Source organism: Arthrobacter pasteuri, assembly GCF_054510955.1.
In genome coordinates this window covers 2,001,737-2,025,824 of the sequence record NZ_JBTNDO010000001.1, presented here as the reverse complement: position 1 = coordinate 2,025,824, position 24,088 = coordinate 2,001,737, and the positions used below count along the sequence as shown (strand labels likewise).

The window sequence follows — 24,088 nt, the reverse complement described above, 5'->3', positions numbered from 1 at the left end:
CCCGAAGCCTGAACGGAGGCCACATGGCGGCAATGGACCTGAACAGCGATGTCGGAGAATCGTTCGGCAACTGGACGTTCGGAGACGACGCCCGCATCATCGAGTCGGTCTCCAGCGTCAACGTGGCCTGCGGGTTCCACGCCGGAGACCCGACGGGGATCCGGGTCACGTGTGCGGCGGCCGCTTCGGCCGGGGTCACCGTCGGTGCGCACCCCGGCTACCGGGACCTGGCAGGCTTCGGCCGGCGGTTCATCGACGTCGACCCCTCCGAACTGACCGACGACGTGATCTACCAGATCGGAGCACTGCAGGCCCTGGCACGCGCGGCGGGCACGGTGGTGAAGTACGTGAAGCCACATGGTGCGCTGTACAACACGATCGCCGTGCACGAGGGCCAGGCACGCGCCGTGGTGCAGGCGGTCCTCGAGGTGGATGACGCGCTGCCGCTCCTGGTGCTGCCGAACTCCGTCATCGAGGCGGAGGCACGCTCGGCCGGGCTCCGCACGGTCGTCGAGGCCTTCGCGGACAGGGCCTACCTGCCCGACGGCGCGCTCGTCTCCCGGCGGGAGCGCGGGGCCGTGCTCAAGGAGGAGTCCGACGTCGTCGAGCACGTCCTGCGCATCGCAGCAGAGAGGGAAGTGGTGGCGATCGACGGTTCCCGCATCCGGATCGACGCCGAGAGCATCTGCGTCCATGGGGACACGCCGGGCGCCGTCGCGATGGCGGCAGCGGTGCGCCGTGCGCTCACGTCCGCGGGCGTGACGGTCGGTGCCTTCGCCTGACACGGCCGGCCCGCAGCAGGCCGGCAGTACTCTGCGGCCCGTCGGGGACCGCGGGCTGCTCATCGAACTGCCCGGCCTCCCGGAGGTGCTCAGCGTGCAGGCGCAACTCCAGGAACACCCGGTGGAGGGTCAGATGGACGTGGTGGCTGCCGCCTGCACGCTCCTGGTCACGGTCCAGGAAACCCGCCAGGTGGTGGCGCTCGCGGGCCGCCTCCGTGTGATGGATGCGTCCCTGCCCGCCGAGCAGGACGACACGCTCGTCACCATCGACGTGCACTACGGCGGCGTAGACCTCGCCGGGGTGGCCCGGCTGACGGGCCTGAGCGAGGACGCCGTCATCACGGCCCATACGGCGACGCCCTGGATCGCGGCCTTCGGCGGTTTCGCCCCGGGGTTCGCCTACCTCACGGGCGGGGACCCCCGCCTGGAGGTCCCACGGCGGGACTCGCCCCGCACGGCGGTTCCGGCAGGATCCGTGGCGCTCGCCGGCACCTTCTCGGCAGTGTACCCGCGCGAGTCGCCCGGCGGCTGGCAGCTCATCGGCCGTACCACCGCCGTTCTATGGGACACCCGCCGCGCGCAACCTGCCCTCATTCGACCCGGCAACCGGGTCCGGTTCACTGCGGTCCGCGAACTGGTCGAGGTGGCCGCGGTGCAGGCCGGGGCGGCTCCCGCCCCTCCAGCCGGACAGGGTGGCCTCACCGTCGTCGACCCCGGCCTCTACAGCACGCTGCAGGACCTCGGCAGGCCCGGCCGCATGGCACTCGGTGTCGCCGAAGCAGGGGCGCTGGACCGCGCCGCTCTCCGGCAGGCGAACAGGCTCGTGGGAAATGCTGCCGGCTCGGCGGTCATCGAGAGCCTCAACGGGGGACTTGCCCTTCAGGCCGTGGAGGACCAGGTGCTCGCGGTGACCGGTGCCCACGTGGACCTGACCATTGCCCGGATCGACGGCAGCGAGCGCGAGGCGTCCCTCTGCTCGCCCTTCCTGCTGCGGCATGGCGAGGTGCTGCGGCAATCCCCTCCGATGTCGGGCCTGCGTGCCTACACGGCTGTGCGCGGTGGATTCGCCAGCGAGGAGGTGCTGGGCAGCCGGTCGACGGATTCGATGTCGGGACTCGGCCCTCCCGCACTGGTGAGGGGTGGAGGCCTGCCGGTGGGGCCGCCGGAGCGGTCGGCAGTCGGTTCCCCGGAGGTCCCGCGGCGGCCGGGGGCTCCGGAGGTCCTGCGGGTGGTCCCGGGCCCCCGGGACGACTGGTTCGACGACGACGCGATCGCCCGCCTGTGCGGAACGGACTGGACGGTCACCCCGCAGTCCAATCGGATCGGCCTGCGGCTCGACGGCCCGTCCCTGAGGCGTACCCGCGAGGGAGAACTGCCGAGCGAAGGCACGGTGCGCGGAGCCCTGCAGGTACCGCCGTCGGGCCTGCCGGTGCTGTTCCTGGCCGACCATCCGGTCACGGGAGGGTACCCGGTGATCGCCGTCGTCGCCTCTGCGGACCTGGACCGCGCGGCACAACTGCCGCCCGGCGCCGTGGTCCGTTTCCGGACTTGACCTCCCGCGTCGTCAGTGTCGGTCGTCAGCCGGGACGAGGGCCTCGGTGCCTGCGTCCCGCCGCGGCGCCGTCTCCGTGTCCTGGCGCACCAGGACGGTGAGCAGCACCGCCACGACGCACAGGACGGCCGCCCCGAACCAGGCGATCGTGTACTCGCCCGTCGTGTCCCGGATGAGCCCCGCTCCCACGGCTGCGGCGGCCGCGCCGAGCTGGTGCGCTGCGAACACCCACCCGAACACGAGGGGCCCGTCGGCGCCGAACGCACTCCGGCACAGGGCGACCGTCGGAGGCACCGTCGCCACCCAGTCCAGCCCGTAGATGACGATGAAGATGACCATCGGCGGCCGTACGGTCGCTGCCAGCAGTGCGGGCAGCACGAGGAGGCTGAGGCCGCGGAAGAGGTAGTAGCCGGCGAGGAGCACCTTGGGGTTGTAGCGGTCGGTGAGCCAGCCGGAGGCGATGGTTCCCACGATGTCGAAGATCCCGATGACGGCGAGGAGCCCCGCGGCCGTCGTCGTCGGCATGCCGTGGTCGTGGGCGGACGGTATGAAGTGGGTGCCGATGAGGCCGTTCGTCGTCGCCCCGCAGATGGCGAAGCCGAGGGCCAGCGCCCAGAACGTGCGGTGGTGGGACGCCGCGTGGAGCGCACGCAGCGCCCGCACCGCGGCGTTGGTCGAGCCGACCGTTCGCGGTGCGGGGGGTTCTTCCGTCCCTTCATCGCCCGGAGCCGCGCCGTAGGGGCGGACGCCGAGGTCCGCAGGGGAGTTGCGCACCCAGAGGAGCACGAGGGGTATCACCACGAGTGCGCCCGCCGCGATGACCAGTGAAGCCGTCCGCCAGTCCGCCACCTCGACCAGCACGGCCATCACGGGGAGGAACACGAGTTGCCCGGCCGCACTGCCCGCGGTCAGGATCCCAACCACGAGACCGCGACGGCGGACGAACCAGGTGGAGGCGATGGTCGCCGCGAAGACGAGGGCGATGCTTCCGGTTCCGATCCCGATCAGGACGCCCCACGTGAGGAGGATCTGCCAGGGCTCCCGGACAAAGACGGTCAGGGCGCTTCCGGCGCCGATGACCAGGAGGGCGAAGGAGGTGACCCTGCGGACACCGAACCTCTCCATGAGGGCGGCGGCGAAGGGTGCCGTGAGCCCGAAGAGGACGAGGTTGATGCTCACGGCCAGGGACAGGATGCCACGGGACCACCCGAACTCCTGCTCGAGGGGGACCATCAGCACGGACGGAGCGGCACGGAACCCTGCGGCTCCGACGAGTGTCAGGAAGGCCACGGCGGCCACGATCCAGGCCGGGTGGATACTCAGGCCCCGGCGCTCCCTGATGGCGCGGCTCATCGCGCACCCGCGAGCTGGACCGGTCCGCCCCCGCGGGCGAAACTCACCCACGTCGTCGTATCGGCGGTGAGTTCCTCGCGGCACGCGTCGCACCTGTCCGCGCTGGTGGTCCTGCGACCGCAGGAGGAGTGGACGATCTGCATGTGCGCGGAGTCCGAGGGTGCTCCGAGGTGCTCCTCGGCGAAGTGGATCATGGCATTGAGGACCGGCAGCGTGCCTTCGCCCTTCGGCGTCAGCACGTACTCGTGGCGTGTCCTGCCGGATTCGTCGTCGTACGGCCTCCGGACGAGCAGGCCGTGCGCGGTGAGGGCAGCAAGCCGCTTGCTGAGGACGCTGTCTGCGATACCGGTCGAGGCCTTGATGTCCTCGAACCGGGCCTGGCCGAAGAAGACCTCGCGCAGGACGAGGAGGCTCCACGGATCACCCAGGACCTCGAGCCCACGGGCAAGAGGGCACTGGCTGTCGGACCAATCGGATCTCAGGGGCATGCGGGCGATCGTAGGCTACTTCCTTCAGGAAAGCCAGAGGGGGGCAGGGGGCTGCCCCGCCAGGAGCACCCACGGTTCCCGGGTGGCAGGTGGGAAGACGTGCACATGGAGTTTCGCGGACCGAAATGCGGCCGAAACCGCCGCTCCGTAGCGTAGGAAGCACAACACTTCCACAGGAGGCGGCAATGCAGACGCTGAGGGTTCGACAGGTCCCCTGGACCAACCCCGTAGCCACAGGGCTGCGGGAAGCGCTGCGTGCCGAGAACGAGCGAGGACGGGGGCCGAGCGCCCTTCCCGTGCGGGCCGACGACGGAGACGGCATCGCCGTCTTCCTCATCGCCTACGAACTCGCCACGGGGCAGCCGGTCGGTTGTGGCGGCCTGCGGCTCCTCGGCCCCACGCACGCCGACATCGACTCCATCTACGTCCTGCCCTACGCCCGCTGGTCCGGGGTGTCCCAGGCCATCACGGAGGAACTCACGTCCTGGGCGCGCGTGCACGGCATCACGGCCGTCGGCCCCGACGAAGCCCTCGCGCAGCTCAACGCCCTGCGGCTCTGAGGCGCAGACCTCCGTCCCCGCGCGGTCGACCCGCCGCGCGGCCATGTCGGCCGTGGCCTGCCATTCCCGGCTGCAGGCCGGGGGCCCAGGGACGACAGCCGCACCATATATAACGAGTGGCATATAACGAGCGACGCATGAACAGCAGCATGAACACAAGGAAGCAGTGCGCCCCGTTCGGGACGCACTGCTTCCGGTTCTCCCTGCACACTGTCTTGCACATCGTCTGCTTCGCTGCCGGTCCCGGGCCGTTTCGACGACCCGGGCACGGCCCGCGGGATTACTTGCGCGGTGCTCCGAGGTCCACAGGGTCCTCGTCGGTCAGGTAGGCGAACTCGGAGTGGGCGGCGATGTCGATGCCGCGCAGCTCGTCCTCCTGCTCGATGCGGAGCCCGACGGTGCGCTGGATGACCTGTGCGATCACCCAGGTGACCACGAAGGAGTAGACCAGGACGGCCACGGTCGCGACGGTCTGGACGCCCAGCAGGCCGGCACCGCCGCCGTAGAACAGCCCGGCGACGCCGTTGGGGGCATCCTCGGTGGCGAAGAACCCGATGAGCAGGGTTCCCAGGATGCCGCCGATGAGGTGTACGCCGACGACGTCGAGCGAGTCGTCGAAGCCCAGTCGGAACTTCAGCTCGATCGCGAGTGAGCAGACGGCTCCGGCGATCGCACCGATGGCCAGGGCTCCCATGGGGCTGACGGCTCCACAGGCGGGGGTGATGGCGACGAGCGCGGAGATCAGGCCCGAAGCGGCTCCCATGCTGGTGGCGGCCCCGTTGCGGATGCGTTCCACGAGGGCCCATGCGAGAAGGCCCGCGGCAGCGGCGATGGCGGTATTGAGGAAGACCACCGAGGCGGCGTGCCCCGCGGAAAGAGCGGAGCCTGCGTTGAATCCGAACCAGCCGACCCACAGGAGCCCGGCGCCCACGAGGACGAGGGGCCGACTGTGCGGCTTGGCGTGGTCCACCTTCGGCCAGCCGTGGCTGCGTCCGAGCACGAGGGACAGGGCGAGCGCGGCCACACCGGCATTCATGTGCACGGCGAGACCACCGGCGAAGTCGATGGCGCCAAGGTTGTTCGCGATCCAGCCGCCGACCACCGATCCGTCCTCCGAGCTGAAGGCGAACACCCAGTGGGCGATCGGGAAGTAGACCAGGGTCGCCCAGACACCGGCGAAGATCATCCACGCGCCGAACTTCATGCGGCCCGCTGCGGCACCGGCGACCAGCGCGGTGGTGACACAGGCGAAGAAGAGCTGGAAGGCTGCGAACAGGATGGGAGGGATGGATGCATCCGGGTCCTCGGCCAGCAGCTGGCCCAGGCCGGCGTACTCCGCGACATCACCGATCAGTCCGAGGCCGCCTAGCGAGTTGCCGAAGGCCATCGAGTACCCGAAGAGGGCCCACAGCACTGCGACGAGGCTCGCGCCGCCGAAGCACATCATCATCATGTTGAGGATGCGGCGGGAGCCGACCATTCCTCCGTAGAACAGGGCCAGTGCCGGGATCATCAGACAGACGAGCGCGGCGCTGGCGAGAATCCAAGCGACGTTTCCAGAATCCATGGGAAGTCCATTTCCGTGACAGCGCTTTCGTGTGCCCGAGGGGACAGAGCCCGGAGTCGCACGGGGGTGGGTGCGGAACCGGGATGGCACACCGCGCTGAGCAATGGTAGACAGCGGCACGTTTCCGTCCGCGGCGGGGGCGGTTAACGTTGTGTTACGCCTCGTCCCCGCCCTAGCCTCCCGCGACCGACTGGATGATCATGACGGTTGCACCTGAGGGAACCGGAGTGCCCAGGCCGTCCAGCCGACGCACGTCCTCGCCGTCGATGTAGATGTTCACGTAGCGCCTCAGTGTGCCGGTCTCCTCGCGGATGCGCTGGTCGAGCAGGGGGCGCCCGGCGCCGAGGCTGTCCAGCAGTGATGACACGTCGCCGCCGTCGGGCACGCTCATGCTGATCTCGCTGCGTCCGTCGACGTACGGGCGGAGGAGCGTGGGGATCAGGACGGTCACGGAGGCCATGATGGGCATGCTCCTGGTCAGGCGGGAACGACGGCGGCGCGCACCGAGAGCACGTCCGGCAGGTGGCTCGCCACCTCCCGGAAGGTGTGGCCCTCGTCGGCGCTCGCGTAGACGGTTCCTCCGCGCGTCCCGAAGTAGACGCCCGGGACCGCCGCCGTGTCGACGCAGGCCGCATCACGCAGCACCGCGTTGTACTCCGCCCGCGGCAGTCCGGCGTCGCTGGCCTGCCAGGTCGCACCGGCGTCGTCCGTCCTGTGCACCATGAGGTGGCCGTCGGGCGGGATCCGCTCACCGTCGGCTTTCAGCGGGATGACCCAGGCGGTGCTGCTGCGGTGCGGGTGGGTGAGCATCACGAAGCCGAAGTCGGCGGGCAGGCCCTCCGCGATGGACTGCCAGGTGTCGCCGCGGTCGTGGCTCGTGTACACGCCGTGGTGGTTCTGCGCGAACAGGCGGTCGGGGTCGACGGCGTCGAGGGCCACCTTGTGTACGCACTGGCCGAACTCCGGTGCGGGGTCCGGCAGGAAGTAGGCGCTGATGCCGTGGTTACGGGGCTGCCAGGAATCCCCGCCGTCGTCGGACCGGTAGACGCCGCCCGTACTCATCGCGACGTGGACGGTGTCGTCCGCGGGACTCGGCAGGACCGTGTGCGCGGCTGCTCCGCCGAAGCCGGCGCCCCACTCGCTGCGGTGCGGGTGGTCCCAGAGGCCGCGGTTCAGCTCGAACGTCTCCCCGTGGTCCGTGGACTTCCACACCGAGATCGGCTGGCACCCCGCCCAGACCACTCCGGGCCGGTTCTCCGCATCGGGCTGGATCTGCCAGATCCGCTCGAGCGCAGCGCCGTCGTCCGCTCCGAAGCGGATGCTGCCCTCCTGGGGCTCCGCCCAGGTCTCCCCGAGGTCGTCCGAATGCGCGATGCAGGGTCCGAAGTGCCAGGACATACGCCCGGCGAAGAGACGGGTCCTGCCGCCGCGGGTGTCGATGCCGACGCTGGGAATCTCCTCCATGAGGAACTTCGGCTCCGACACCGTCCAGGTCTCCCGGTCGGTACTCGAAGCGAGCCACAGGCCCTTCTTCGTACCGATGGCGAGAAGGGTTGTTCCTGCTGCTGACATGGCTGCCCCCGTTGGCGTGTTCCGGTTTCCACTCCGGCCCGTTGATGCAAATCACTTGGGACGATGCCACGCACCACCCGTTTTGTACAGGTGCCGCTACCCGCTTCTGTCCGCATGCAAGAAATCACCAGCGGGGCCTGCCAGAGTTGGCGTATTCGATCGCTGGGGAGCGGATCATCCGTTCACCTGGAGGCACCGTTGCATCAGATCGTCCTCGGGAACGCCGCGCCCGCGCGGCCCGGTCCCGGTCCCGGCCACACTCCCGGCGCCCGCCGGCACTGCGCCGGCAAGCATTGCATCGAAGTCCGCTCGGGCCTGCTCGCGCTCTGGTGGGCGCCCGGCTCGCTGCTCACCGTCGTCGACATCCTCGAGTCGTACGAGGGTATCCGCGAGCTGTCCGACGGCTACCTGTTGCCCCTCGTGATCCACCTGCAGGGGATGGTCGGGATCACGGCGAACGCCCGCACCGCGATCCTGGAGTGCGACCTCACCTCACGTGTGGGCTTCGTCGGCACCGGTCCCGTGGACCAGGTTATCGCCGCCTTCGTCGAGCAGTCCCTTTCGGAATCCCGCTATTTCGAATGTCCCGCCAAGGCCGAGTCGTGGGCACGCGAGGCCCGGACCGGGGACTAGCGAGTCGGTTCCGTTCTTCTCCGGTCCGGAAGGGAAGGAGGCGGCCCATTCCCGGTTCCCGCCTCCCCCTCAGTTCGCCGTGCGGTGAATCGACCTCCCGCCGTATTTCCCGACGTCGCACCATATCGTGCATTCGAGGCGTTCCGGTGGTTCCGGGGACGGCGGCGGCGACAATGGCTCCTTTACCGGCTCGATTATCCGGGCATATCGTCCGACAGGTTCGTCCGATAGGTCCGGAGGAGCCGGGTGCGGTCAGCGGCTCTCGTTGTAGGCGTCGATGATCGACTGCGTGATGCGGCCGCGTGAGCTCGGATTGAAACCGTTCTCCTGGGCCCACTGGCGGATCTGCTGCGTGTCCTCGCGCTTCGACCGGGAGGATGCTTTCGGGCTCGCTGCCGACTGGCGGCCGGCGCCTGCCTTGCGGCCCTTGTCCACATAGGCGGAGAGGGCGGAACGCAGGGAATTTGCATTGTCCTGGGTGAGGTCGATTTCGTAGTTCGTGCCGTCGAGTGCGAACCGCACTGTTTCCTGTGCCTCTTCGCCACTGAGGTCGTCGACCAATTGCACCTGTACGCGCTGTGCCATCACATTCTCCTGTGTTGTCCGAATGAATTCATCAGCCCCCGGTTCCCGACCTTATCCTGCAATCCCCGGAAAGTATCGGGATTCCCGGGAATGGGGACGAGAGGGGTATTCTTGACGCCGCTCCGCGCGGAAATTCTCCGGATCCGGACCCGCTGCCACATGCCGCCGTCGTGCAGGGCGGCGGCATCAGTCCCCCGCCACCGTCTCGCGTTCGTCGATCACCAGTGGCAGTCCGAATGCCTCGAACATCTCCGGGTACAGGAAGTTGTGGTGGCCCACGATGCGCTCGCCCTCCGTTTCGATGACCTGGATCGCGAACGGCTCCCACAGACCGGGTTCGACGAGATGGTAATTGGCGAAGCCACCCGACCCGTTGATGGCCAGGGGGATGAGCCGCCCGCCCTCGCAGACCCTGCCTTCGCCCAGGAACCAGGCACGCACATCGGCCGGACCACGGAGCCAGAGGTCGAAGGGTGGCATGGAGAGGACGACGTCGTCCCGCAGGAGCGAGACGAGCACCTCCATGTCGTAGGACTCGAAGGCACGGAGGTACTTGGCGAGCAGCTCCTTGTGCGCCGGGTCCTCGAGGGGCATGTGCGCAGTGGGCTCGTGGTGGGCCATCGTCCTGCGCGCACGCTGGAGTGCGCTGTTGATCGAGGCCGTGGTGACCTCGAGGAGGGCAGCGACCTCCGCCGCCGACCAGCGCAGCACCTCGCACAGGATCAGCGCGCTGCGCTGGAGCGGGGGCAGGTGCTGCAGGGCGGCGATGAAGGCCAGGCGGATGGTGTCGCGGGCCTCGGCCACGGCCGCCGGGTCTCCCGAGGGGTCGATGACGCGCTCGTCGGGGATCGGCTGCACGAACACGCCTTCGGTGAGGGGCGCCCCGAGCACGGCGTCCGCGGTGCGGGTGGACGGACCGAGGTCCATCGGCCGCGCGCGGCGCTGCGGACTGCGGAGCATGTCCACGCAGACGTTGTGCGCGATCCGGAAGAGCCAGGTGCGCAGGGAGGATTCACCGGCGAACGACTCGCGGCGGGACCAGGCCTTGATCATGGTCTCCTGCACGGCATCCTCGGCCTCGGACGCTGCACCGAGCATCCGGTAGCAGTACCCGGTCAGCTCACGTCGGGAGGCTTCCAGGAGCCGTTCGAAGGGCTCCGTCTCCGCTCCCGTTCCCGGCAGGGTGCTTCGGGGGGGAGTGGCGGTCACGGGCTGCATGCATCGAGCGTAGCGACGGCCGTCCCGGGGCGGGAGGAGGCGGCCCGAAATTTCTTCCTCCGTCGATGATCGAACCGATCCCGCTCCGTCTATTGTGTGGAAAGCCGCCAACCGATACCGGGAGCACCCATGCGCAAACTCACAGCAGGCCTCTTCTCCTCCGTCGACGGAGTGGTCGAATCACCGAACCTCTGGCAGTTCGACAGCTTCGACGCGGAACTCGGCGCGGGAATGGGGGCGATGATCAGTCGGGTGGACACCGTCCTGCTGGGCCGCCACGGGTACGAGGAGTGGGCCGAGTACTGGCCCTCCGCCGGGTCCGCCGACCCCTTCGGCAGCTTCATCAACCCGGTGCGGAAATTCGTGGCGTCGCGCACGCTCAGCGGGGACCTGGCCTGGACCAATGCATCCCTCATGGACGCGCCCCTCGAGGAGTTCGTCCGGGCACTGAAGCAGACCGACGGTGGGGATATCGCCATCTGTGCCAGCATCTCGCTGGTGCGCCAGCTCCTGTTCGCCGGGCTGCTGGACTCACTCCTCCTGATGATCCACCCGGTGGTCGCGGGTTCGGGACGCCACGTCTTCGCGCCCACGGATCCGGTGACGCGGCTGGAACTGCAGGAGACGACCACCACGAGCAAGGGCAACGTCCTGGCGTCCTACGGACTCCGCGGCGAAGAGGGCTGAACCCTAGACTGCTGGTCATGGCCGTCCTCATCGATCCGCCGTCCTGGCCCGCTCACGGAACCGTCTTCTCCCACCTGGTGTCGACGTCGTCGCTCGAGGAACTGCACGCCTTCGCGGCGGCTGCGGGGATCCCGCACCGGGCCTTCGACGAGGACCACTACGACGTGCCGGCCCGGCGCTACCGGGAACTGGTGGAGCAGGGCGCCCTCGAGGTCAGCGGGACCGAGCTGGTGCGGGCCCTGATCGCCAGTGGCCTCCGGATCCCTGCCCGACGGCGGGGACCGAAGCTCCGGGCGGCCCTCCTGTCGCGGTGGGCATCGACCCTGCCCGGGGATCCCGACCTCGGCGGGCAGTTGCTGGACCGCTGGGGCGAACCCCACCGGAGGTACCACACCCCGGTGCACCTGCTTGGCGTCCTGGAGGCCCTGGACCGGCTCTTCGAACCCGCCGACGAACCGCAGCGGATGGCCGTCCTCCTCTCCGCCTGGTTCCACGACGCCGTCTACGAGGGCGCGGCAGGAAAGGACGAAGAGACCTCCGCGGCCCTCGCCGTCGAGCGATTGACGGGCCGCGTGGACGGCGCCGTGGTGCGGGAGGTCGAGCGCCTGGTGCTCCTCACGGCGGGCCACGATCCGCGGCCCGAGGACAGGGCGGGGCAGCTCCTGTGCGACGCCGACCTCTCGGTACTCGGCGGATCACCCGAGGACTACGCGCGCTACGCGGCGGCGGTACGGGCGGAATATTCGTATATTCCGGATGACGCATTCATCGCCGGCCGGCGGAGTGTCCTGCAGCGGCTGCTCGCGCTGAACCCGCTGTACCGCACGGGGCGGGGGCAGGCGCTCTGGGCGGACCGGGCCGGCACCAATATGGCGCTGGAACTCGCCTCGCTCGCCCGGCCCTGACCCGAAGGGCTGGTGGTGCAGGCCTCCAGCGTCCGTACCTGCCACCCGTCCGGGTCCTACCGCACCGCGGCAGGACCCGGGGCGGTCATTTCCGGCCGAACTCCACGAAGTCCGTCACCCAGGCGTGGGCCTGGTCGGTCAGGGTGAATCCCAGGCCGGGCCGGTTCGGGACGATCATCCGCCCCTGGCGGGTCTCGAGGCGTTCATTGAACAGGGGGTTGAGCCACTCGAAGTGCTCGACCCACGGTTCCCTCGGATAGGCAGCGGCCAGATGCAGGTGGATCTCCATGGCGAAGTGGGGAGCAAGCTGCAGCCCCGCCTGATCGGCCAGTGCGGCCAGGCGAAGGAAGGGGGTAATGCCCCCGATCCGTGGTGCGTCGGGCTGGATGATGTCGACGGACCGATGGGTGATGAGGTCGATGTGTTCGCTGACGCTCGACAGCATCTCGCCCGTCGCGATGGACGTGTCCAGCGCCTGCGCGAGCTGTGCGTGCCCTTCGGCATCGTAGGCGTCGAGGGGCTCCTCGATCCACACGAGGTCGAACTGCTCCAGCGTACGGCCCATCCGCATCGCCGTGGGCCGGTCCCACTGCTGGTTGGCGTCCACCATGAAGGGGACGTCCGGGCCGAGGTGCTCCCGGACAGCGGCGACCCGCGCCAGGTCGACGCGGGAGTCGGGATGGCCCACCTTGATCTTGATGCCGCCGATCCCGTCGGCGAGCGACCGGGTGGCGCGGTCCTTCACTTCCTCGATGGACGCCTGGAGGAACCCACCGGACGTGTTGTAGGTCTGCACCGAATCGCGGTACGAGCCCAGCAATTTCGCCAGGGGAAGGCCGGCCCGCTTGGCTTTCAGGTCGTAGAGGGCGATATCCAGCGCTGCGATGGCCTGCGTCGCGACCCCACTGCGCCCCACCGACGCACCCGCCCAGAGCAGCTTCTGGTACACGCGCCCGATGTCGTTCGGGTCCTCGCCCAGCAGGTTGTCGGCGATCTCCCGTGCGTGCGCGTACTGCGCCGGACCGCCCGCACGCTTCGAGTAGCTGAACCCGATGCCGGAGTGGCCGTCCTCCGTGGTGATCTCCGCGAAGAGGAAGACGATCTCCGTCATGGGCTTCTGGCGGCCGGTCAGGACCTTCGCGTCACTGATGGGCGTGGCCAGCGGAAGCGTCAGGGTCGACAGCTTGACGTGGCGGATCCGATCGGTCGCCGCGTCGGTGCCGGCCGGCGTGGCCACCGGGCTGATCAGGGTGGTACCGGAATTCATGGAAGATCCTTCGTCTGGGGTCGGGCGGTCAGGAATGGTCAACGGACCAGGCAGGGCCTCTTCGGGTCGAAGGTCCAGTCCGGCACGAGGTACTGCATGGCGGCGGCGTCGTCGCGGGAACCGAGGCCGTGTTCCAGGTACAGCTCGTGCGCCGCCTGGAGCGCGTCACGGTCCAGATCGATGCCGAGGCCCGGACGCTGGGGGACCGTGATGAATCCGCCCTCGATCGGAAGGGGCTCCCTGGTGAGGGGCTGCCCGTCCTGCCAGATCCAGTGCGTATCCAGTGCCGTGATGTTTCCTGGAGCTGCCGCTCCCACATGGGTGAACATGGCGAGGGAGATGTCGAAGTGGTTGTTGGAGTGGGATCCCCAGGTGAGGCCGAAGTCGTTGCAGAGCTGCGCCACGCGGACTGAGCCCTGCATCGTCCAGAAGTGCGGGTCGGCGAGGGGGATGTCCACCGCGTTGGAGCGGATGGCGTGTGCCATCTGGCGCCAGTCGGTGGCGACCATGTTTGTCGCTGTGGGGAGCCCGGTGGCGCGCTTGAACTCGGCCATGGTCTCCCTGCCCGAGAACCCTCCTTCCGCCCCGCAGGGGTCCTCGGCGTAGGCGAGGACGCCGGAAAGTCCCGAGCACAGCTCGATGGCGTCCTTGAGGAGCCAGCCACCGTTCGGGTCGAGCGTGATCCGGGCTTCCGGGAAGCGGGCGGCCAGGGCCTTGACGGCCTCCACCTCTTTCGCGCCCGAGAGCACCCCGCCCTTGAGCTTGAAGTCCTGGAACCCGTACCTCTCCTGGGCCGCTTCCGCGAGGGCCACGATGGCCTCCGGGGTCATGGCTTCGTCCCGGCGGAGGCGTCCCCAGGCGTCCGACGTGTCATCGCCGCTGAGGTAGGGCAGGTCCGTGCTGGTGCGGTCGCCGATATAGAAGAGGTAGCCGAGCATCTGGACCCGGTCGCGCTGCTGTCCTTCGCCCAGGAGTTCCGCGACGGGGACCTCGAGGTGCTGGCCCATCAGGTCCAGGAGTGCCGATTCGATGGCGGTCACCGCGTGGATCGTCGTACGGAGGTCGAACGTCTGGGCGCCCCGGCCGCCGGCGTCGCGGTGGGCGAAGCGCTCGGACACCTGCCGCAGCAGCTGGCGGTAGAGCGCGATGGGCCGGCCGACCAGCAGGTCACCGGCCTCCTCGATCGTCGAACGGATGGCTTCGCCACCGGGGACCTCGCCCAGGCCGGTGCGGCCCGCCGAGTCGGTGATGATGGCGATGTTGCGGGTGAAGTAGGGGCCGTGGGCTCCGCTGAGGTTCAGCAGCATGCTGTCGTGCCCGGCGACGGGGACGACTTCGACGGAGGCCACGGTCGGGGTTGCTGATGTCATCGTTCGGTCTCCGCATTCACGACGGTTCCATTCACACGGCGGTTGAGCTTCCACGGGTTGGCGTCCTGCAGCGGCGCCGGGAGCAGCTCGTCGGGGATGTTCTGGTAGCTGACCGGCCGCTGGAACCGCAGAACGGCCAGCGATCCGACAGAGGTGGAGCGGGAGTCCGAGGTGGCGGGGTAGGGGCCGCCGTGGACCATGGCGTGGCCGACTTCGACGCCGGTCGGCCAGCTGTTGAACAGGATCCGCCCGACCCTGCGCTCCAGGATCGGCAACAGGGGGGCGATGTGCGCAGAATCGGCCGAGGTCGCGTGGATGGTCGCTGTGAGCTGGCCTTCCAGGGTCTCGGCGGCGGCGAGGAGTTCGTCCTCCCCGGTGTAGCGGATGAAGATCCCAGCGGCTCCGAAGACTTCCTCCTGGAGGCCGGCGTTGTGCCTGAAGGTGTCCGTGGTGGTGGTGAAGAGCACGGCGCCAGGGGCGTTCTCCGTGGGGCCGGGCCGGCCTTCCGCGACGACGTCGACGTCGGATTCGTCACGCAGCTTCGCCACTCCTGCCGCGCATGCCTCGGCGATGCCACGGGTGAGCATGGTGGAGCCCTGGGTCTCCCGCAGTGCGTCGGAGGCGGCCGCGACGAACCGGTCTCCCTGGGCGCCCGCGGGCACGAAGACCAGGCCGGGGTTGGTGCAGAACTGTCCTGCGCCCATCGTCAGTGATCCGACGAGGCCGGAGGCGAGGGCATCGACGTCGTCACCGATGGCCCCCGGGAAGACGAAGACCGGGTTGATCGAGGACATCTCCGCATACACCGGGATCGGTTCCGGCCGGGCCGCGGCGGTCGCCATGATGGCGGTGCCGCCGCTGCGTGAGCCCGTGAACCCCACGGCCTTGATGTGCGGGTCGGCCACGAGGGCTTGGCCGATGGACGTGCCGGCACCGAAGACCAGGGAGAAGACCCCGGCCGGCAGCCCGGATTCCTCGACGGCCCGCGTGATGGCGTGGCCGACGAGTTCCGCGGTGCCGGGGTGCGCGTTGTGGGCCTTGACGATGACGGGGCAGCCGGCGGCGAGGGCCGACGCCGTGTCGCCTCCACCGGTGGAGAACGCGAGGGGGAAGTTGCTGGCGCCGAAGACCGCAACAGGGCCGAGGGCGATGTGGCGCTGGCGGATGTCCAGTCGGGGCAGGGGGGTGCGGTCGGGGAGCGCGGGGTCGATGCGGGCCTGCACGTGATCGCCCTGGCGGACGACGTCGGCGAAGAGGCGCATCTGGCCCACGGTGCGGGCGCGTTCGCCGTCGATACGTGCGGCGGGCAGGCCGGTCTCGAGGACGGCCCGCTCGGTCAGCTCCGCACCGAGGGCGTCGATGTTGTCGGCGATGCGCTCGAGGAAAGCGGCGCGTTCCGCGGGTGTCGTGGCCCGGTACGTGTCGAAGGCGGCAGCTGCTGCTGCGGTGGCCTCGGCGAGCTGGACCCCGTCGATCAGGGTGACGACCGGTTCGAGCTTCTCGTTCGTGGCCGGGTTGACGGCGTGTGCGGTGCCGGCGGATCCCTCGACGGCACGGCCGGCGATGAGTGACCGGCCGGTGATGGTCGTGCTGGAAGTGGTGGTCATGTCAGGACTCCTAGCTGATCTTCTTGATCAGGGTGGACAGTTCGAACTGGTCGGCATCGGTGAGGTTCTGCAGGGGCGGACGCACGCGCCCGCCGTCGCGGCCCACCGCGTCGAGCCCGCCCTTGATGATGCTGACGCCGTATCCCTTCACCCGGTCACGGATGTCCAGGTAGGGGATGACGAAGTCGTTCAGCTTCTCGTAGACCGCCGCGCGGTCCTGGGCGATGACGTCGCGGTAGAAGGCGAGGGCGAACTCCGGGACGAAGTTGAACATCGCCGACGAGTACGTGCTCACGCCCAGCTGGAGGAGGGGCAGTGCGAACGTCTCCGCGGTCGGCAGGCCGCCGATGTAGGTGAGGCGCTCGCCGACCCGGGCGTAGATCCGGGTCATCTGCTCGATGTTCCCGATGCCGTCCTTGAACCCGATGAGGTTCGGGTTGCGGTCGGCAAGGATGGCGACGGAGCGGTCGGTCAGGACGGCGTTCGCGCGGCTGTAGACGATGACGCCCAGGCTTGTCGCTGCACAGACCGCACTGACGTGCTCGATCAGGCCTTCCTGATCGGCCTCCGTCAGGTAGGGCGGCATGAGGAGGATGCCGTCCGCTCCAGCCTCCTCGGCTGCCCGCACGTGCCCGATGGCCGAGAACGTCCCGCCGGTGGCAGGGGCGATGACGGGGACCTTGCCTCCGATCTCGTCCACGGCGACCCGGACCACCCGGTCCATCTCGGCGGTCGTCAGGGAGAAGCCCTCGCCCGTGCCGCCGGCAGCGAAGAGCCCGGCGACATCGAAGTCGGACTGCCATGCCAGGTGCTCCCTGTACCGGGCCTCGTCGAACTGCAGCTGCTGGTCGAAGTGCGTGACGGGGAACGAGAGCAGGCCCGACTTGATGCGTTGCGCCAGCTCGGAGGGATTCAGGTGAGCCACGGGGAGACCCTTCGGTAGAGGTGGCGCGACCGTCGAGGGCGCCAGGGAAGTTCGATAGGACCCAGCGTATGAACACCAGCGATACGTGTCTAAGACTGTTTTAGAATGGGTTGATACCTTCTCGGTATCACTTGTCCTAGTCGGGGCGCTCGGTCATGGCATCGAGGGCGCGGTGCAGGGCGGGGTTCTTGGATTCCTTGAGCCAGATGGCGAAGAGCTCCACGGGGTCCGAGCCGAAGCCGTCGAGGTCGCAGTACTGCACGCCGTCGATGCCGAGAACCGTGGTCGAGTGCGGCACCAGGGCGATGCCGCGGTGCGCTGCCACGAGGGACACCATCGTGAGGATCTGGGCCACCGTGTGGACGTAGTGCAGCTGGCCGGCCGGGGCGAGGCGGACGATGAGGTCGTAGAAGTACTTGGCCTGGGTGGGGGAGTGCATGATGAGCGCTTCGCTCTTCAGGTCCTCGATCGTCACGGGCCGGCCCAGGGTGGCGAGGCGGTGGCCTTCCGGGACTGCTGCGACGAGGGGCTCGCGGTACAGCAAGCGGGATCCGAAGACCTGCTCGTCGAAGGGGGGACGGGCGAGCCCCAGGTCGATGTCGCCGTCCCGGAGGGCGTCGATCTGCTCACGCGTGACCATCTCCCGCAGTTCGACGTCGACTTCGGGCAACTCGCTGGAGATCTCGTTGAGCAGGGCGCCAAGGATGCCGAAGGTCGACGCCGCCGTGAAACCGAGCCGGATGGACCCGGCCGACCCCTTCGAGATGCGCCGGGCCAGATCCGGGGCGCTTTCGGCCAGTGCCAGCAACCGCTGCGCCTCCCCGAGGAACGCTGTGCCGGCGGCCGTGAGGGTGACGCCACGACTGTCCCGCTCGAACAGCTGGACGGCGATAGCCTTCTCCAGCTTCTGGATCTGCCGGCTCAGCGGTGGCTGGGTCATGCGGAGACGTTCGGCGGCCCTGCCGAAGTGCAGTTCTTCGGCGACCGTGACGAATCCGCGTAACTGATCGAGGGAGTACATGATGCACAGAGGGTATCAGCTCATACTTTATTGGGCTTAGACATGCATGACGAGGATTCCTAAGCTTTCGGTAACAGGCTCAGGGTGACTGCCATCACAGACGGTCACTCCTAGACCTCCATCAAAGGAGATTTCATGTTTTCCACGAAGTTCACCCGTCGCTCAGCGTCGACCATGGGTGTGGCAGCTGTCCTGGCACTGACTCTCTCCGCCTGCGGTGGCAACGTCGCCGGCTCCGGTGGAAGCGAGCAGGCAAGCGAGTTCCCCTCCGGTCCGGTGACGCTGACCATCGGCCAGGACCCGGGGGGCAGCACCGACCTCATCGGTCGTGCCATCGCCGAGAACGCCACGGATGCCCTCGGGGTCCCGATTCCCGTGGTCAACAAGCCCGGCGCGAACGGCGCCCTGGCGACCCAGGAAGTCGCCAATGCGACGCCGGACGGCCAGACCCTGATCCTCCTCAATGCCTCCCTGATCGCCATCACGCCCTTGGCTGTGAGCGAGGACGAAGCCGTGAGCCTCGATGACCTCGAAGTCATCAGCGGTATCTCCCAGGACGACTACGTGCTGGTGGCCAACGCCGAGTCCGAGTACGAGACGGTCGAGGACATCGTCGCTGCAGGTAAGCCGTTCAACTTCGCCACCACGGGCGTCGGCACGGGCAGCCAGCTGGCACAGGCGCTGCTCTTCAAGCAGGCAGGCGTCGAAGGTACCGACGTGCCCTTCGACGGCGGATCCCCGGCCATGACGGCGATCCTCGGGAACCAGGTCGACTTCGCCACCATCCAGCTGGGCGAGGCGATGCCACAGATCGAAGCCGGCACCCTGAGGCCGATCGTGACGTTCTCCGAGGAGCGCAACCAGTACCTCCCCGACGTACCCACCGCTCTTGAGGCAGGGTACGACGTCCCCGTGTCCCAATACCGTGCCATCGCGGCGCCCAAGGGTACCCCGGAGCCGGCGCTGGAGAAGCTCCGCGAAGCCGTCTCGGCCGCGTTCGAGAGCGAGGAGTACAAGACCTTCAACGAGGAGAACCTCTTCACCCCCCACGAGATCGACGGCGCACAGGTCACCGAGGAATGGACGGCCAACGCTGCCAAGTACAAGGAACTGGTGGAGAAGTACGACATCGACCTCGGCGGCAAGCAGTGATTTCCGCTTCCGACGCGAACCGCCGGGCAGCCGGCGGTTCGCACCCCCTCCACCCGGAGCCCGAACACCAAGCTCCTGACCACGGGCACCACCTCGTTGACGACCTGACGCCGGAGGACCTCGCCGCGCAGTGGGAGCAGGAAAAACCACCCGCCGCCGGACCGGGCGCGAACATCGCATCAGCCGTCGTCGTCACCGCCCTCGGAATCGCCGGCACCATCGGCTCCGTGCGGCTCGGACTGGGATCCCCGGCCGAGCCGGAACCGGGGCTGTGGCCGTTCCTCATCAGTGTCCTGCTCGTGATCCTCGGTATCGCCCTCGCCCTGTTCGGCAGGAACGTCCTCGATGCTGAGAAGTTCTCCCGCTCCAGCCTCCAGGTCGTCGCCGGACTGGCCAGCCTCGTCGTCTTCACCCTGCTCATCGGACGGATCGGATTCGAGATCCCGGCGCTGCTCCTGACCGTGGTCTGGCTCCGCTTCCTGGGCCGGGAGACCTGGCGGATGACCGCCCTGCTCAGCGTGGGGATCACCGTCGCGTTCTACCTGCTCTTCGTCTCCGCCCTCAACGTGCCCATCCCGCATCTGTTCTAGGGAACCCCCATGGAATTTTTTGAACCGGTACTGAACGGTTTCGGCGTCGTCCTCGAGCCGACGAACCTCCTGTACTGTCTGCTCGGCGTCGTCATCGGCATGCTGATCGGCGTCCTGCCCGGCCTCGGTCCGGCGGCGACCATCGCGATCCTGCTGCCCCTGACCTACGGCGTCGAGCCCGTCACCGCCATCATCATGCTCTCCGGCATCTTCTACGGCGCCCAGTACGGCGGGACCATCACCTCGGTCCTGCTCCGGCTCCCTGGAGAAGCATCCTCCGTCGTCACCGTCTTCGACGGATATGCGCTGACCAAGCAGGGTCGGGCAGGGACCGCACTCGGAATAGCCGCCATCGGATCCTTCGTGGGTGGCACCGTAGCCATCATCGGCCTCACCTTCCTGGCTCCCGTCATCGCCGGCTTCGCCCTCGACTTCGGCCCACCCGAGTACACGGCCCTGGCCCTGCTCGGTATCCTCCTGGTCGCCACCGTCAGCAACGGCGGCCGGATCAAATCGCTCATCGCCGCGGCCATCGGCCTCCTGCTCGCCACCGTGGGCCGCGACGGCTTCACGGGCGAGTCCCGCTTCACCCTCGGCAGCCTGGAGCTCGCCGACGGACTCGATTTCGTCCCGATCGCGATGGGCATCTTCGGGCTCGGCGAGATCCTCTACAACCTCGAAGAACGCCACAACAAGGTCTCGGCCCCCGCCAAGGTGGCCAACGTCTGGCCCTCCCGCAAGGACCTGAAGCAGGCATCCGGGGCCATCGGCCGAGGATCCGTGCTCGGCTTCTTCCTGGGTATCCTTCCCGGCGGAGGTGCGACCCTCTCGTCCCTGGCCGCCTACGCCATGGAGAAGAAGCGCGCCAAGGACCCGTCACGTTTCGGGAAGGGCGCCATCGAAGGCGTCGCCGCCCCCGAGTCGGCCAACAATGCGGCCGCGACGTCCTCCTTCATCCCGCTGCTCACGCTGGGCATCCCGGCGAACGCCACCATGGCCATCATCTTCGGGGCACTGCTCATCCAGGGCGTCACACCGGGTCCCCAGCTCGTGCAGAACGACCCCGAGCTGTTCTGGGGCGTCGTCAACTCCATGTACATCGGCAACATCCTGCTGCTGATCATGAGCATCCCCCTCGTCGGCGTCTTCGTGCGGATCCTCCGTGTCCGCCCGGCGATCCTCGCACCGGTCACCGTGCTCATCACCCTCATCGGGGTGTACACGATCAACAACAGCATCTTCGACATCTGGCTCGTCATCTTCTTCGGCGTCGTCGGGTACCTGATGAAGAAGTTCGGGTTCGAACCCGGACCGCTCGTCCTGGCGTTCGTCCTCGGGGCGCTGCTCGAGGAGAGCCTCCGCCGGTCACTCCTGCTCTTCGGCGGTGATGCGACCCAGTTCGCCGGTCGCCCCATCAGTGCTGTCCTCCTCTTCATCTTCATCGTCGTTCTGATGCTTCCCTTCATCCAGAAGGCTCGAAAGAAGCGGACGGCCACGACCATCGACACCAAGCGCAAGGAATCGGTATGAGCATCCTCATCGGCTATGTCCCCACTCCCGAGGGAGAGGCCGCCCTCGAAGCCGGCCTGAAAGAGGCCCAGCTCCGGGGCACCAACGCGGTCATCCTCAACTCGCCGCGCAAGGGAGCCCCCGTGGATCCCGTCCTCATCCCGGAGGACCAGGTGGCGGAGCTGGTCCGGCGGGCTCGGGCTGCCGGCGTGGACGCCGTCGTCCGGCAACCCGGACACACGGACGACCTCACCGACGAGTTCATCGATCTCGCCGAGGAGATCGATGCCTCCCTCATCGTCATCGGGCTGCGGAAGCGCAGCCAGGTCGGCAAGTTCATCATGGGCAGTCACGCCCAGCGGATCCTGCTCCAGGTCGACCGACCCGTCCTCGCCGTCAAGGCGACGAGCGATTCCGCCCGCTGACGGTTTCCTGCCGGCGGACACCGGCACCAGAAACTCCGGGGCCATCCTGAAAACCGATAGCGCGGCAGGGTGGCCCCGGTTCTTTCCTCCGATCCTGCAGGGGTCTAGCATCGGCGCATGGGATCGCTCGACGACACCATCGGCGAACTGCGGGAACCCGATCGGGCCTGCCTCCAGCACGTCGTCGACGTGGCCCGCGCGGCCCGGCCGGACGCAGAGGACGGCAGGAGCTACGGGCTCCCGGCCCTTCTGCTCGAGGGGAAACCGCTCGTCGCCGTCGCCGCCGCAGCGAAGCATCTCTCGCTCTATCCGTTCTCTCCCGCGGTGATCGACGCCGTCGCGCCGTCGCTCGGCGGATTCTCCCTCTCGAGGGGGACCATCCGGTTCTCGGCGGCGAACCCGCTGCCCGACGCCGTCGTGCGGGAGGTCGTACGGCTTCGGAGCCTCGAGATCACGGGGGAGTAGGCTCCGGCGGACGGCGTCGGTCAGGCTAAGCCGAGTCGGTCAGGCGAAGCCGAAAAGGGGAGGGAAGACCACGACGACGACGGCGGCCCAGAGCGCGTAGGCCGGTAGATATCGGGTCTGCCAGAGTTCGGCGGCGGCGAAGGTCCGTGTCCCCCGCAGGAATCCGACGGCCAGCCAGAGTGCGCGGACCAGGTGGACCAGCAGCAGGATGTTGAGGCCCAGCGCAGCGAGTTTGTTGGGGCTAGCCCCGAACTCGGCGAGGCGGGTGAGCATCGCCGTGAGCATCACGGCATCGAGCGCCAGGGCCAGCGCGACCAGCACCACCTGCAGGGCGTCGAACAGCCCCGGCGGTGCGAGGGGGTCCCGTGCGGAGATCGAGTACAGCACCAGGCCGAGGACCAGCACGAGGATGGCGTCCATGAGGATCAGCAGGTCCCGGTCGATGCCGTTCAGGCCTCCCGCGCCCACCAGCACGGAGAGGAGGACGAGGAGCATGACCACCGTCAGTGGAGTGAAGACCTTGGTCAGCACAGGGGCGATGTTCTCGACGACCTGCTGCTTGGCTTCGACGAGCCACGCGGCCACGACCAGGGCGCCGGGGACCGCGAAGGGCAGGATCCAGTCCTCGAGGACCGGCTCGAAGTCCACGCCGATCAGTGAGAGGGTCCCGAGCGTGAGCCCGACCAGGACGGCCCCGCCCAGTGCCAGAAGGGCGAGATAGATGACCAGTTCACCCGTGAAGCGGACGAAATCCATGCGCCGCCGGTCCGAACGCCAGCGGCCCCCGACATACGCGAGCCCCAGCAGCAGCCACAGCACGACGGGCGCGTGCAGTGCGGCAAGGACCTCGGTGGAGCCGGACGCGGTGAAGGGGTACAGGTTGAGGACCGCGGCCAGGGCCGCGAAGGCCAGTGCGATCGCTGCCAGGACGGGCCGGCCGAGGTGCCGCTTCCAGGCGAAGTACGCGGCGACGAAGGGCACGACCAGGAGGGCGAGGTTCCGTACGAGCGCCGACCCGTTGCCGATTCCGGCGATCCCGGCCTTCACGGCGGCGCCTGCGCCGAGGGCCAGGCAGAGCACGACGACGAGTTCACGCCACGGTGGCGTGCTTCCGCCCGTATCGGCCGGGACGAGTACGAGCTGCTTCCACAGCCGTTCGGAGTGCTCGCGGGCGAACTCGCGGGAAATCTGGTCCAGGTTGCCGAGGCGCTTGATCGCGACGAGGAAGGCCTCCTCGTCGTCCAGTCCCGTGGCGCGGCGGTCGGCGATCTGCTCCCGGAGGTGGTCCTCGAGTTCCTCCACGTCGGCGGCGGAGATCGCCCGGTGGCGCAGGACGTAGCCTCGCCAGCGATCGATTTGTCCTTCCAGTCCCGCGTGTGCGTCCATCACGCCCAGGCCTCTGTCGCGGTGGGCGGCGCGTCCTGCCAGACCTGCCGCAGCGTGTCGGCGACGACGGTCCACTGCTGCCGCCGTTCGGTGAACGCATCGAGGCCCGACGGGGTGATGGTGTAGTGCTTCCGTCTGCGGCCGATCTCGGAGGACCCCCAGGACGACGAGACGTACCCGAGCCGCTCGAGCCTGTGCAGGAGGGGATAGAGCATACCGTCGGTCCACTGCATGCTTCCGCCGGACAGCTCGCCCACCCGTTTCAGGATGGCGTAGCCGTGCAGATCGCCTCCTGCGAGGATGCCCAGCACCAGTGGTGTGGCCGATGCGGCCACCAGGTCCTTGTCGATGCGCACGATGCCTCCATACCTAGGACTACCAGGTATGGAAGCATAGCAGCGCCAGGTATGACAAGACCCGGCCGGGATCCGTCCCGCCCGGGGTCACGGTTCGGCGCCGATTACGGTCC

General features: G+C 68.5%; 25 protein-coding genes. 11 read left to right on the top strand and 14 right to left on the bottom strand.

Features of this window, described 5'->3' with window-relative positions; genetic code table 11:
• The first annotated feature begins 23 nt into the window (after window positions 1-23).
• The gene (locus ACX80H_RS09680; protein WP_459312889.1) at window positions 24-782 is read left to right on the top strand and encodes a LamB/YcsF family protein; all 759 of its coding nucleotides are present in this window, start codon (window positions 24-26) and stop codon (window positions 780-782) included.
• Window positions 769-2,334, top strand: coding sequence for a 5-oxoprolinase subunit B/C family protein (locus ACX80H_RS09675; protein WP_459312887.1), 1,566 nt, complete (start codon window positions 769-771; stop codon window positions 2,332-2,334). The genes ACX80H_RS09680 and ACX80H_RS09675 overlap by 14 nt, the downstream gene beginning before the upstream one ends.
• A gap of 12 nt (window positions 2,335-2,346) precedes the next feature.
• Here the strand turns inward: ACX80H_RS09675 and ACX80H_RS09670 are convergent, their stop codons facing one another.
• Together ACX80H_RS09670 and ACX80H_RS09665 are read right to left on the bottom strand one after the other, a co-directional pair.
• Window positions 2,347-3,687: an MFS transporter gene (locus ACX80H_RS09670; RefSeq protein WP_459312886.1), complete on the bottom strand. Its 1,341-nt coding sequence runs from the start codon at window positions 3,685-3,687 to the stop codon at window positions 2,347-2,349.
• Window positions 3,684-4,175 carry a winged helix-turn-helix transcriptional regulator gene (locus ACX80H_RS09665; RefSeq protein ID WP_459312885.1) on the bottom strand — a complete coding sequence of 164 codons (492 nt, stop codon included), beginning with the start codon at window positions 4,173-4,175 and terminating at the stop codon, window positions 3,684-3,686. Before ACX80H_RS09665 ends, ACX80H_RS09670 begins: the two co-directional genes overlap by 4 nt.
• A gap of 185 nt (window positions 4,176-4,360) precedes the next feature.
• On the opposite strand from ACX80H_RS09665, the gene ACX80H_RS09660 reads away from it, so the two are divergent.
• Window positions 4,361-4,735: a GNAT family N-acetyltransferase gene (locus tag ACX80H_RS09660; RefSeq protein ID WP_459312884.1), complete on the top strand. Its 375-nt coding sequence runs from the start codon at window positions 4,361-4,363 to the stop codon at window positions 4,733-4,735.
• A gap of 280 nt (window positions 4,736-5,015) precedes the next feature.
• On the opposite strand, the gene ACX80H_RS09655 is transcribed toward ACX80H_RS09660, so the two are convergent.
• The 3 genes from ACX80H_RS09655 to ACX80H_RS09645 all read right to left on the bottom strand — a co-directional run bounded on the left by ACX80H_RS09655 (window position 5,016) and on the right by ACX80H_RS09645 (window position 7,874).
• Window positions 5,016-6,302 (bottom strand): ammonium transporter, encoded by a 1,287-nt coding sequence (locus ACX80H_RS09655; protein WP_459312882.1) that lies wholly within the window; start codon window positions 6,300-6,302, stop codon window positions 5,016-5,018.
• A gap of 172 nt (window positions 6,303-6,474) precedes the next feature.
• The gene (locus ACX80H_RS09650; protein WP_459312881.1) at window positions 6,475-6,771 is read right to left on the bottom strand and encodes a MoaD/ThiS family protein; all 297 of its coding nucleotides are present in this window, start codon (window positions 6,769-6,771) and stop codon (window positions 6,475-6,477) included.
• 8 nt (window positions 6,772-6,779) lie between these two features.
• Window positions 6,780-7,874, bottom strand: a complete 1,095-nt coding sequence (locus tag ACX80H_RS09645; protein ID WP_459312880.1) for a WD40/YVTN/BNR-like repeat-containing protein — start codon at window positions 7,872-7,874, stop codon at window positions 6,780-6,782.
• 198 nt (window positions 7,875-8,072) lie between these two features.
• Between ACX80H_RS09645 and ACX80H_RS09640 the strand changes: the two genes are divergently transcribed.
• A complete protein-coding gene (locus ACX80H_RS09640; RefSeq protein ID WP_459312878.1) occupies window positions 8,073-8,507 on the top strand; it encodes a hypothetical protein in 435 nt (144 codons plus the stop codon).
• Window positions 8,508-8,759: 252 nt separating this feature from the next.
• Here the strand turns inward: ACX80H_RS09640 and ACX80H_RS09635 are convergent, their stop codons facing one another.
• Both ACX80H_RS09635 and ACX80H_RS09630 read right to left on the bottom strand, forming a co-directional pair.
• Window positions 8,760-9,092, bottom strand: a complete 333-nt coding sequence (locus ACX80H_RS09635) for a histone-like nucleoid-structuring protein Lsr2 (protein WP_087071895.1) — start codon at window positions 9,090-9,092, stop codon at window positions 8,760-8,762.
• Between the two features lie 186 nt (window positions 9,093-9,278).
• Window positions 9,279-10,301 (bottom strand): sigma-70 family RNA polymerase sigma factor, encoded by a 1,023-nt coding sequence (locus ACX80H_RS09630; protein ID WP_459312876.1) that lies wholly within the window; start codon window positions 10,299-10,301, stop codon window positions 9,279-9,281.
• A 138-nt stretch (window positions 10,302-10,439) separates the two neighbouring features.
• Between ACX80H_RS09630 and ACX80H_RS09625 the strand changes: the two genes are divergently transcribed.
• Together ACX80H_RS09625 and ACX80H_RS09620 are read left to right on the top strand one after the other, a co-directional pair.
• Window positions 10,440-10,997, top strand: coding sequence for a dihydrofolate reductase family protein (locus ACX80H_RS09625; protein ID WP_459312874.1), 558 nt, complete (start codon window positions 10,440-10,442; stop codon window positions 10,995-10,997).
• Between the two features lie 17 nt (window positions 10,998-11,014).
• Window positions 11,015-11,902: a DUF4031 domain-containing protein gene (locus ACX80H_RS09620; protein ID WP_459312872.1), complete on the top strand. Its 888-nt coding sequence runs from the start codon at window positions 11,015-11,017 to the stop codon at window positions 11,900-11,902.
• Between the two features lie 85 nt (window positions 11,903-11,987).
• On the opposite strand, the gene ACX80H_RS09615 is transcribed toward ACX80H_RS09620, so the two are convergent.
• The 5 genes from ACX80H_RS09615 to ACX80H_RS09595 all read right to left on the bottom strand — a co-directional run bounded on the left by ACX80H_RS09615 (window position 11,988) and on the right by ACX80H_RS09595 (window position 18,092).
• Window positions 11,988-13,169, bottom strand: coding sequence for an L-talarate/galactarate dehydratase (locus tag ACX80H_RS09615; RefSeq protein WP_459312870.1), 1,182 nt, complete (start codon window positions 13,167-13,169; stop codon window positions 11,988-11,990).
• Between the two features lie 38 nt (window positions 13,170-13,207).
• Complete coding sequence (locus ACX80H_RS09610; protein ID WP_459312868.1) at window positions 13,208-14,539, bottom strand: enolase C-terminal domain-like protein; 1,332 nt, start codon at window positions 14,537-14,539, stop codon at window positions 13,208-13,210.
• A complete protein-coding gene (locus tag ACX80H_RS09605; RefSeq protein ID WP_459312866.1) occupies window positions 14,536-16,146 on the bottom strand; it encodes an aldehyde dehydrogenase (NADP(+)) in 1,611 nt (536 codons plus the stop codon). The genes ACX80H_RS09610 and ACX80H_RS09605 overlap by 4 nt, the downstream gene beginning before the upstream one ends.
• A gap of 10 nt (window positions 16,147-16,156) precedes the next feature.
• Window positions 16,157-17,071 carry a 5-dehydro-4-deoxyglucarate dehydratase gene (gene kdgD / locus ACX80H_RS09600; RefSeq protein ID WP_459312865.1) on the bottom strand — a complete coding sequence of 305 codons (915 nt, stop codon included), beginning with the start codon at window positions 17,069-17,071 and terminating at the stop codon, window positions 16,157-16,159.
• Window positions 17,072-17,207: 136 nt separating this feature from the next.
• Entirely contained in the window at window positions 17,208-18,092 is an 885-nt protein-coding gene (locus tag ACX80H_RS09595) for a LysR family transcriptional regulator (protein ID WP_459312863.1), read from the bottom strand.
• Window positions 18,093-18,227: 135 nt separating this feature from the next.
• Between ACX80H_RS09595 and ACX80H_RS09590 the strand changes: the two genes are divergently transcribed.
• The 5 genes from ACX80H_RS09590 (at window position 18,228) to ACX80H_RS09570 (ending at window position 22,233) form a co-directional block, all read left to right on the top strand.
• On the top strand, window positions 18,228-19,244 hold the full coding sequence (locus tag ACX80H_RS09590; RefSeq protein WP_459312862.1) for a Bug family tripartite tricarboxylate transporter substrate binding protein: 1,017 nt from the start codon (window positions 18,228-18,230) through the stop codon (window positions 19,242-19,244).
• Window positions 19,241-19,834: a tripartite tricarboxylate transporter TctB family protein gene (locus ACX80H_RS09585; protein WP_459312860.1), complete on the top strand. Its 594-nt coding sequence runs from the start codon at window positions 19,241-19,243 to the stop codon at window positions 19,832-19,834. The genes ACX80H_RS09590 and ACX80H_RS09585 overlap by 4 nt, the downstream gene beginning before the upstream one ends.
• Before the next feature lie 9 nt (window positions 19,835-19,843).
• A complete protein-coding gene (locus tag ACX80H_RS09580; protein ID WP_459312858.1) occupies window positions 19,844-21,364 on the top strand; it encodes a tripartite tricarboxylate transporter permease in 1,521 nt (506 codons plus the stop codon).
• Entirely contained in the window at window positions 21,361-21,768 is a 408-nt protein-coding gene (locus tag ACX80H_RS09575) for a universal stress protein (RefSeq protein WP_459312856.1), read from the top strand. The genes ACX80H_RS09580 and ACX80H_RS09575 overlap by 4 nt, the downstream gene beginning before the upstream one ends.
• A 117-nt stretch (window positions 21,769-21,885) precedes the next feature.
• Window positions 21,886-22,233 (top strand): iron chaperone, encoded by a 348-nt coding sequence (locus tag ACX80H_RS09570; protein ID WP_459312854.1) that lies wholly within the window; start codon window positions 21,886-21,888, stop codon window positions 22,231-22,233.
• A gap of 39 nt (window positions 22,234-22,272) precedes the next feature.
• Here ACX80H_RS09570 and ACX80H_RS09565 read toward each other — a convergent pair whose 3' ends face one another.
• The gene (locus ACX80H_RS09565; protein ID WP_459313399.1) at window positions 22,273-23,619 is read right to left on the bottom strand and encodes a permease prefix domain 1-containing protein; all 1,347 of its coding nucleotides are present in this window, start codon (window positions 23,617-23,619) and stop codon (window positions 22,273-22,275) included.
• The gene (locus ACX80H_RS09560) at window positions 23,619-23,975 is read right to left on the bottom strand and encodes a PadR family transcriptional regulator (protein ID WP_459312852.1); all 357 of its coding nucleotides are present in this window, start codon (window positions 23,973-23,975) and stop codon (window positions 23,619-23,621) included. The genes ACX80H_RS09565 and ACX80H_RS09560 overlap by 1 nt, the downstream gene beginning before the upstream one ends.
• Between the last annotated feature and the right edge of the window lie 113 nt (window positions 23,976-24,088).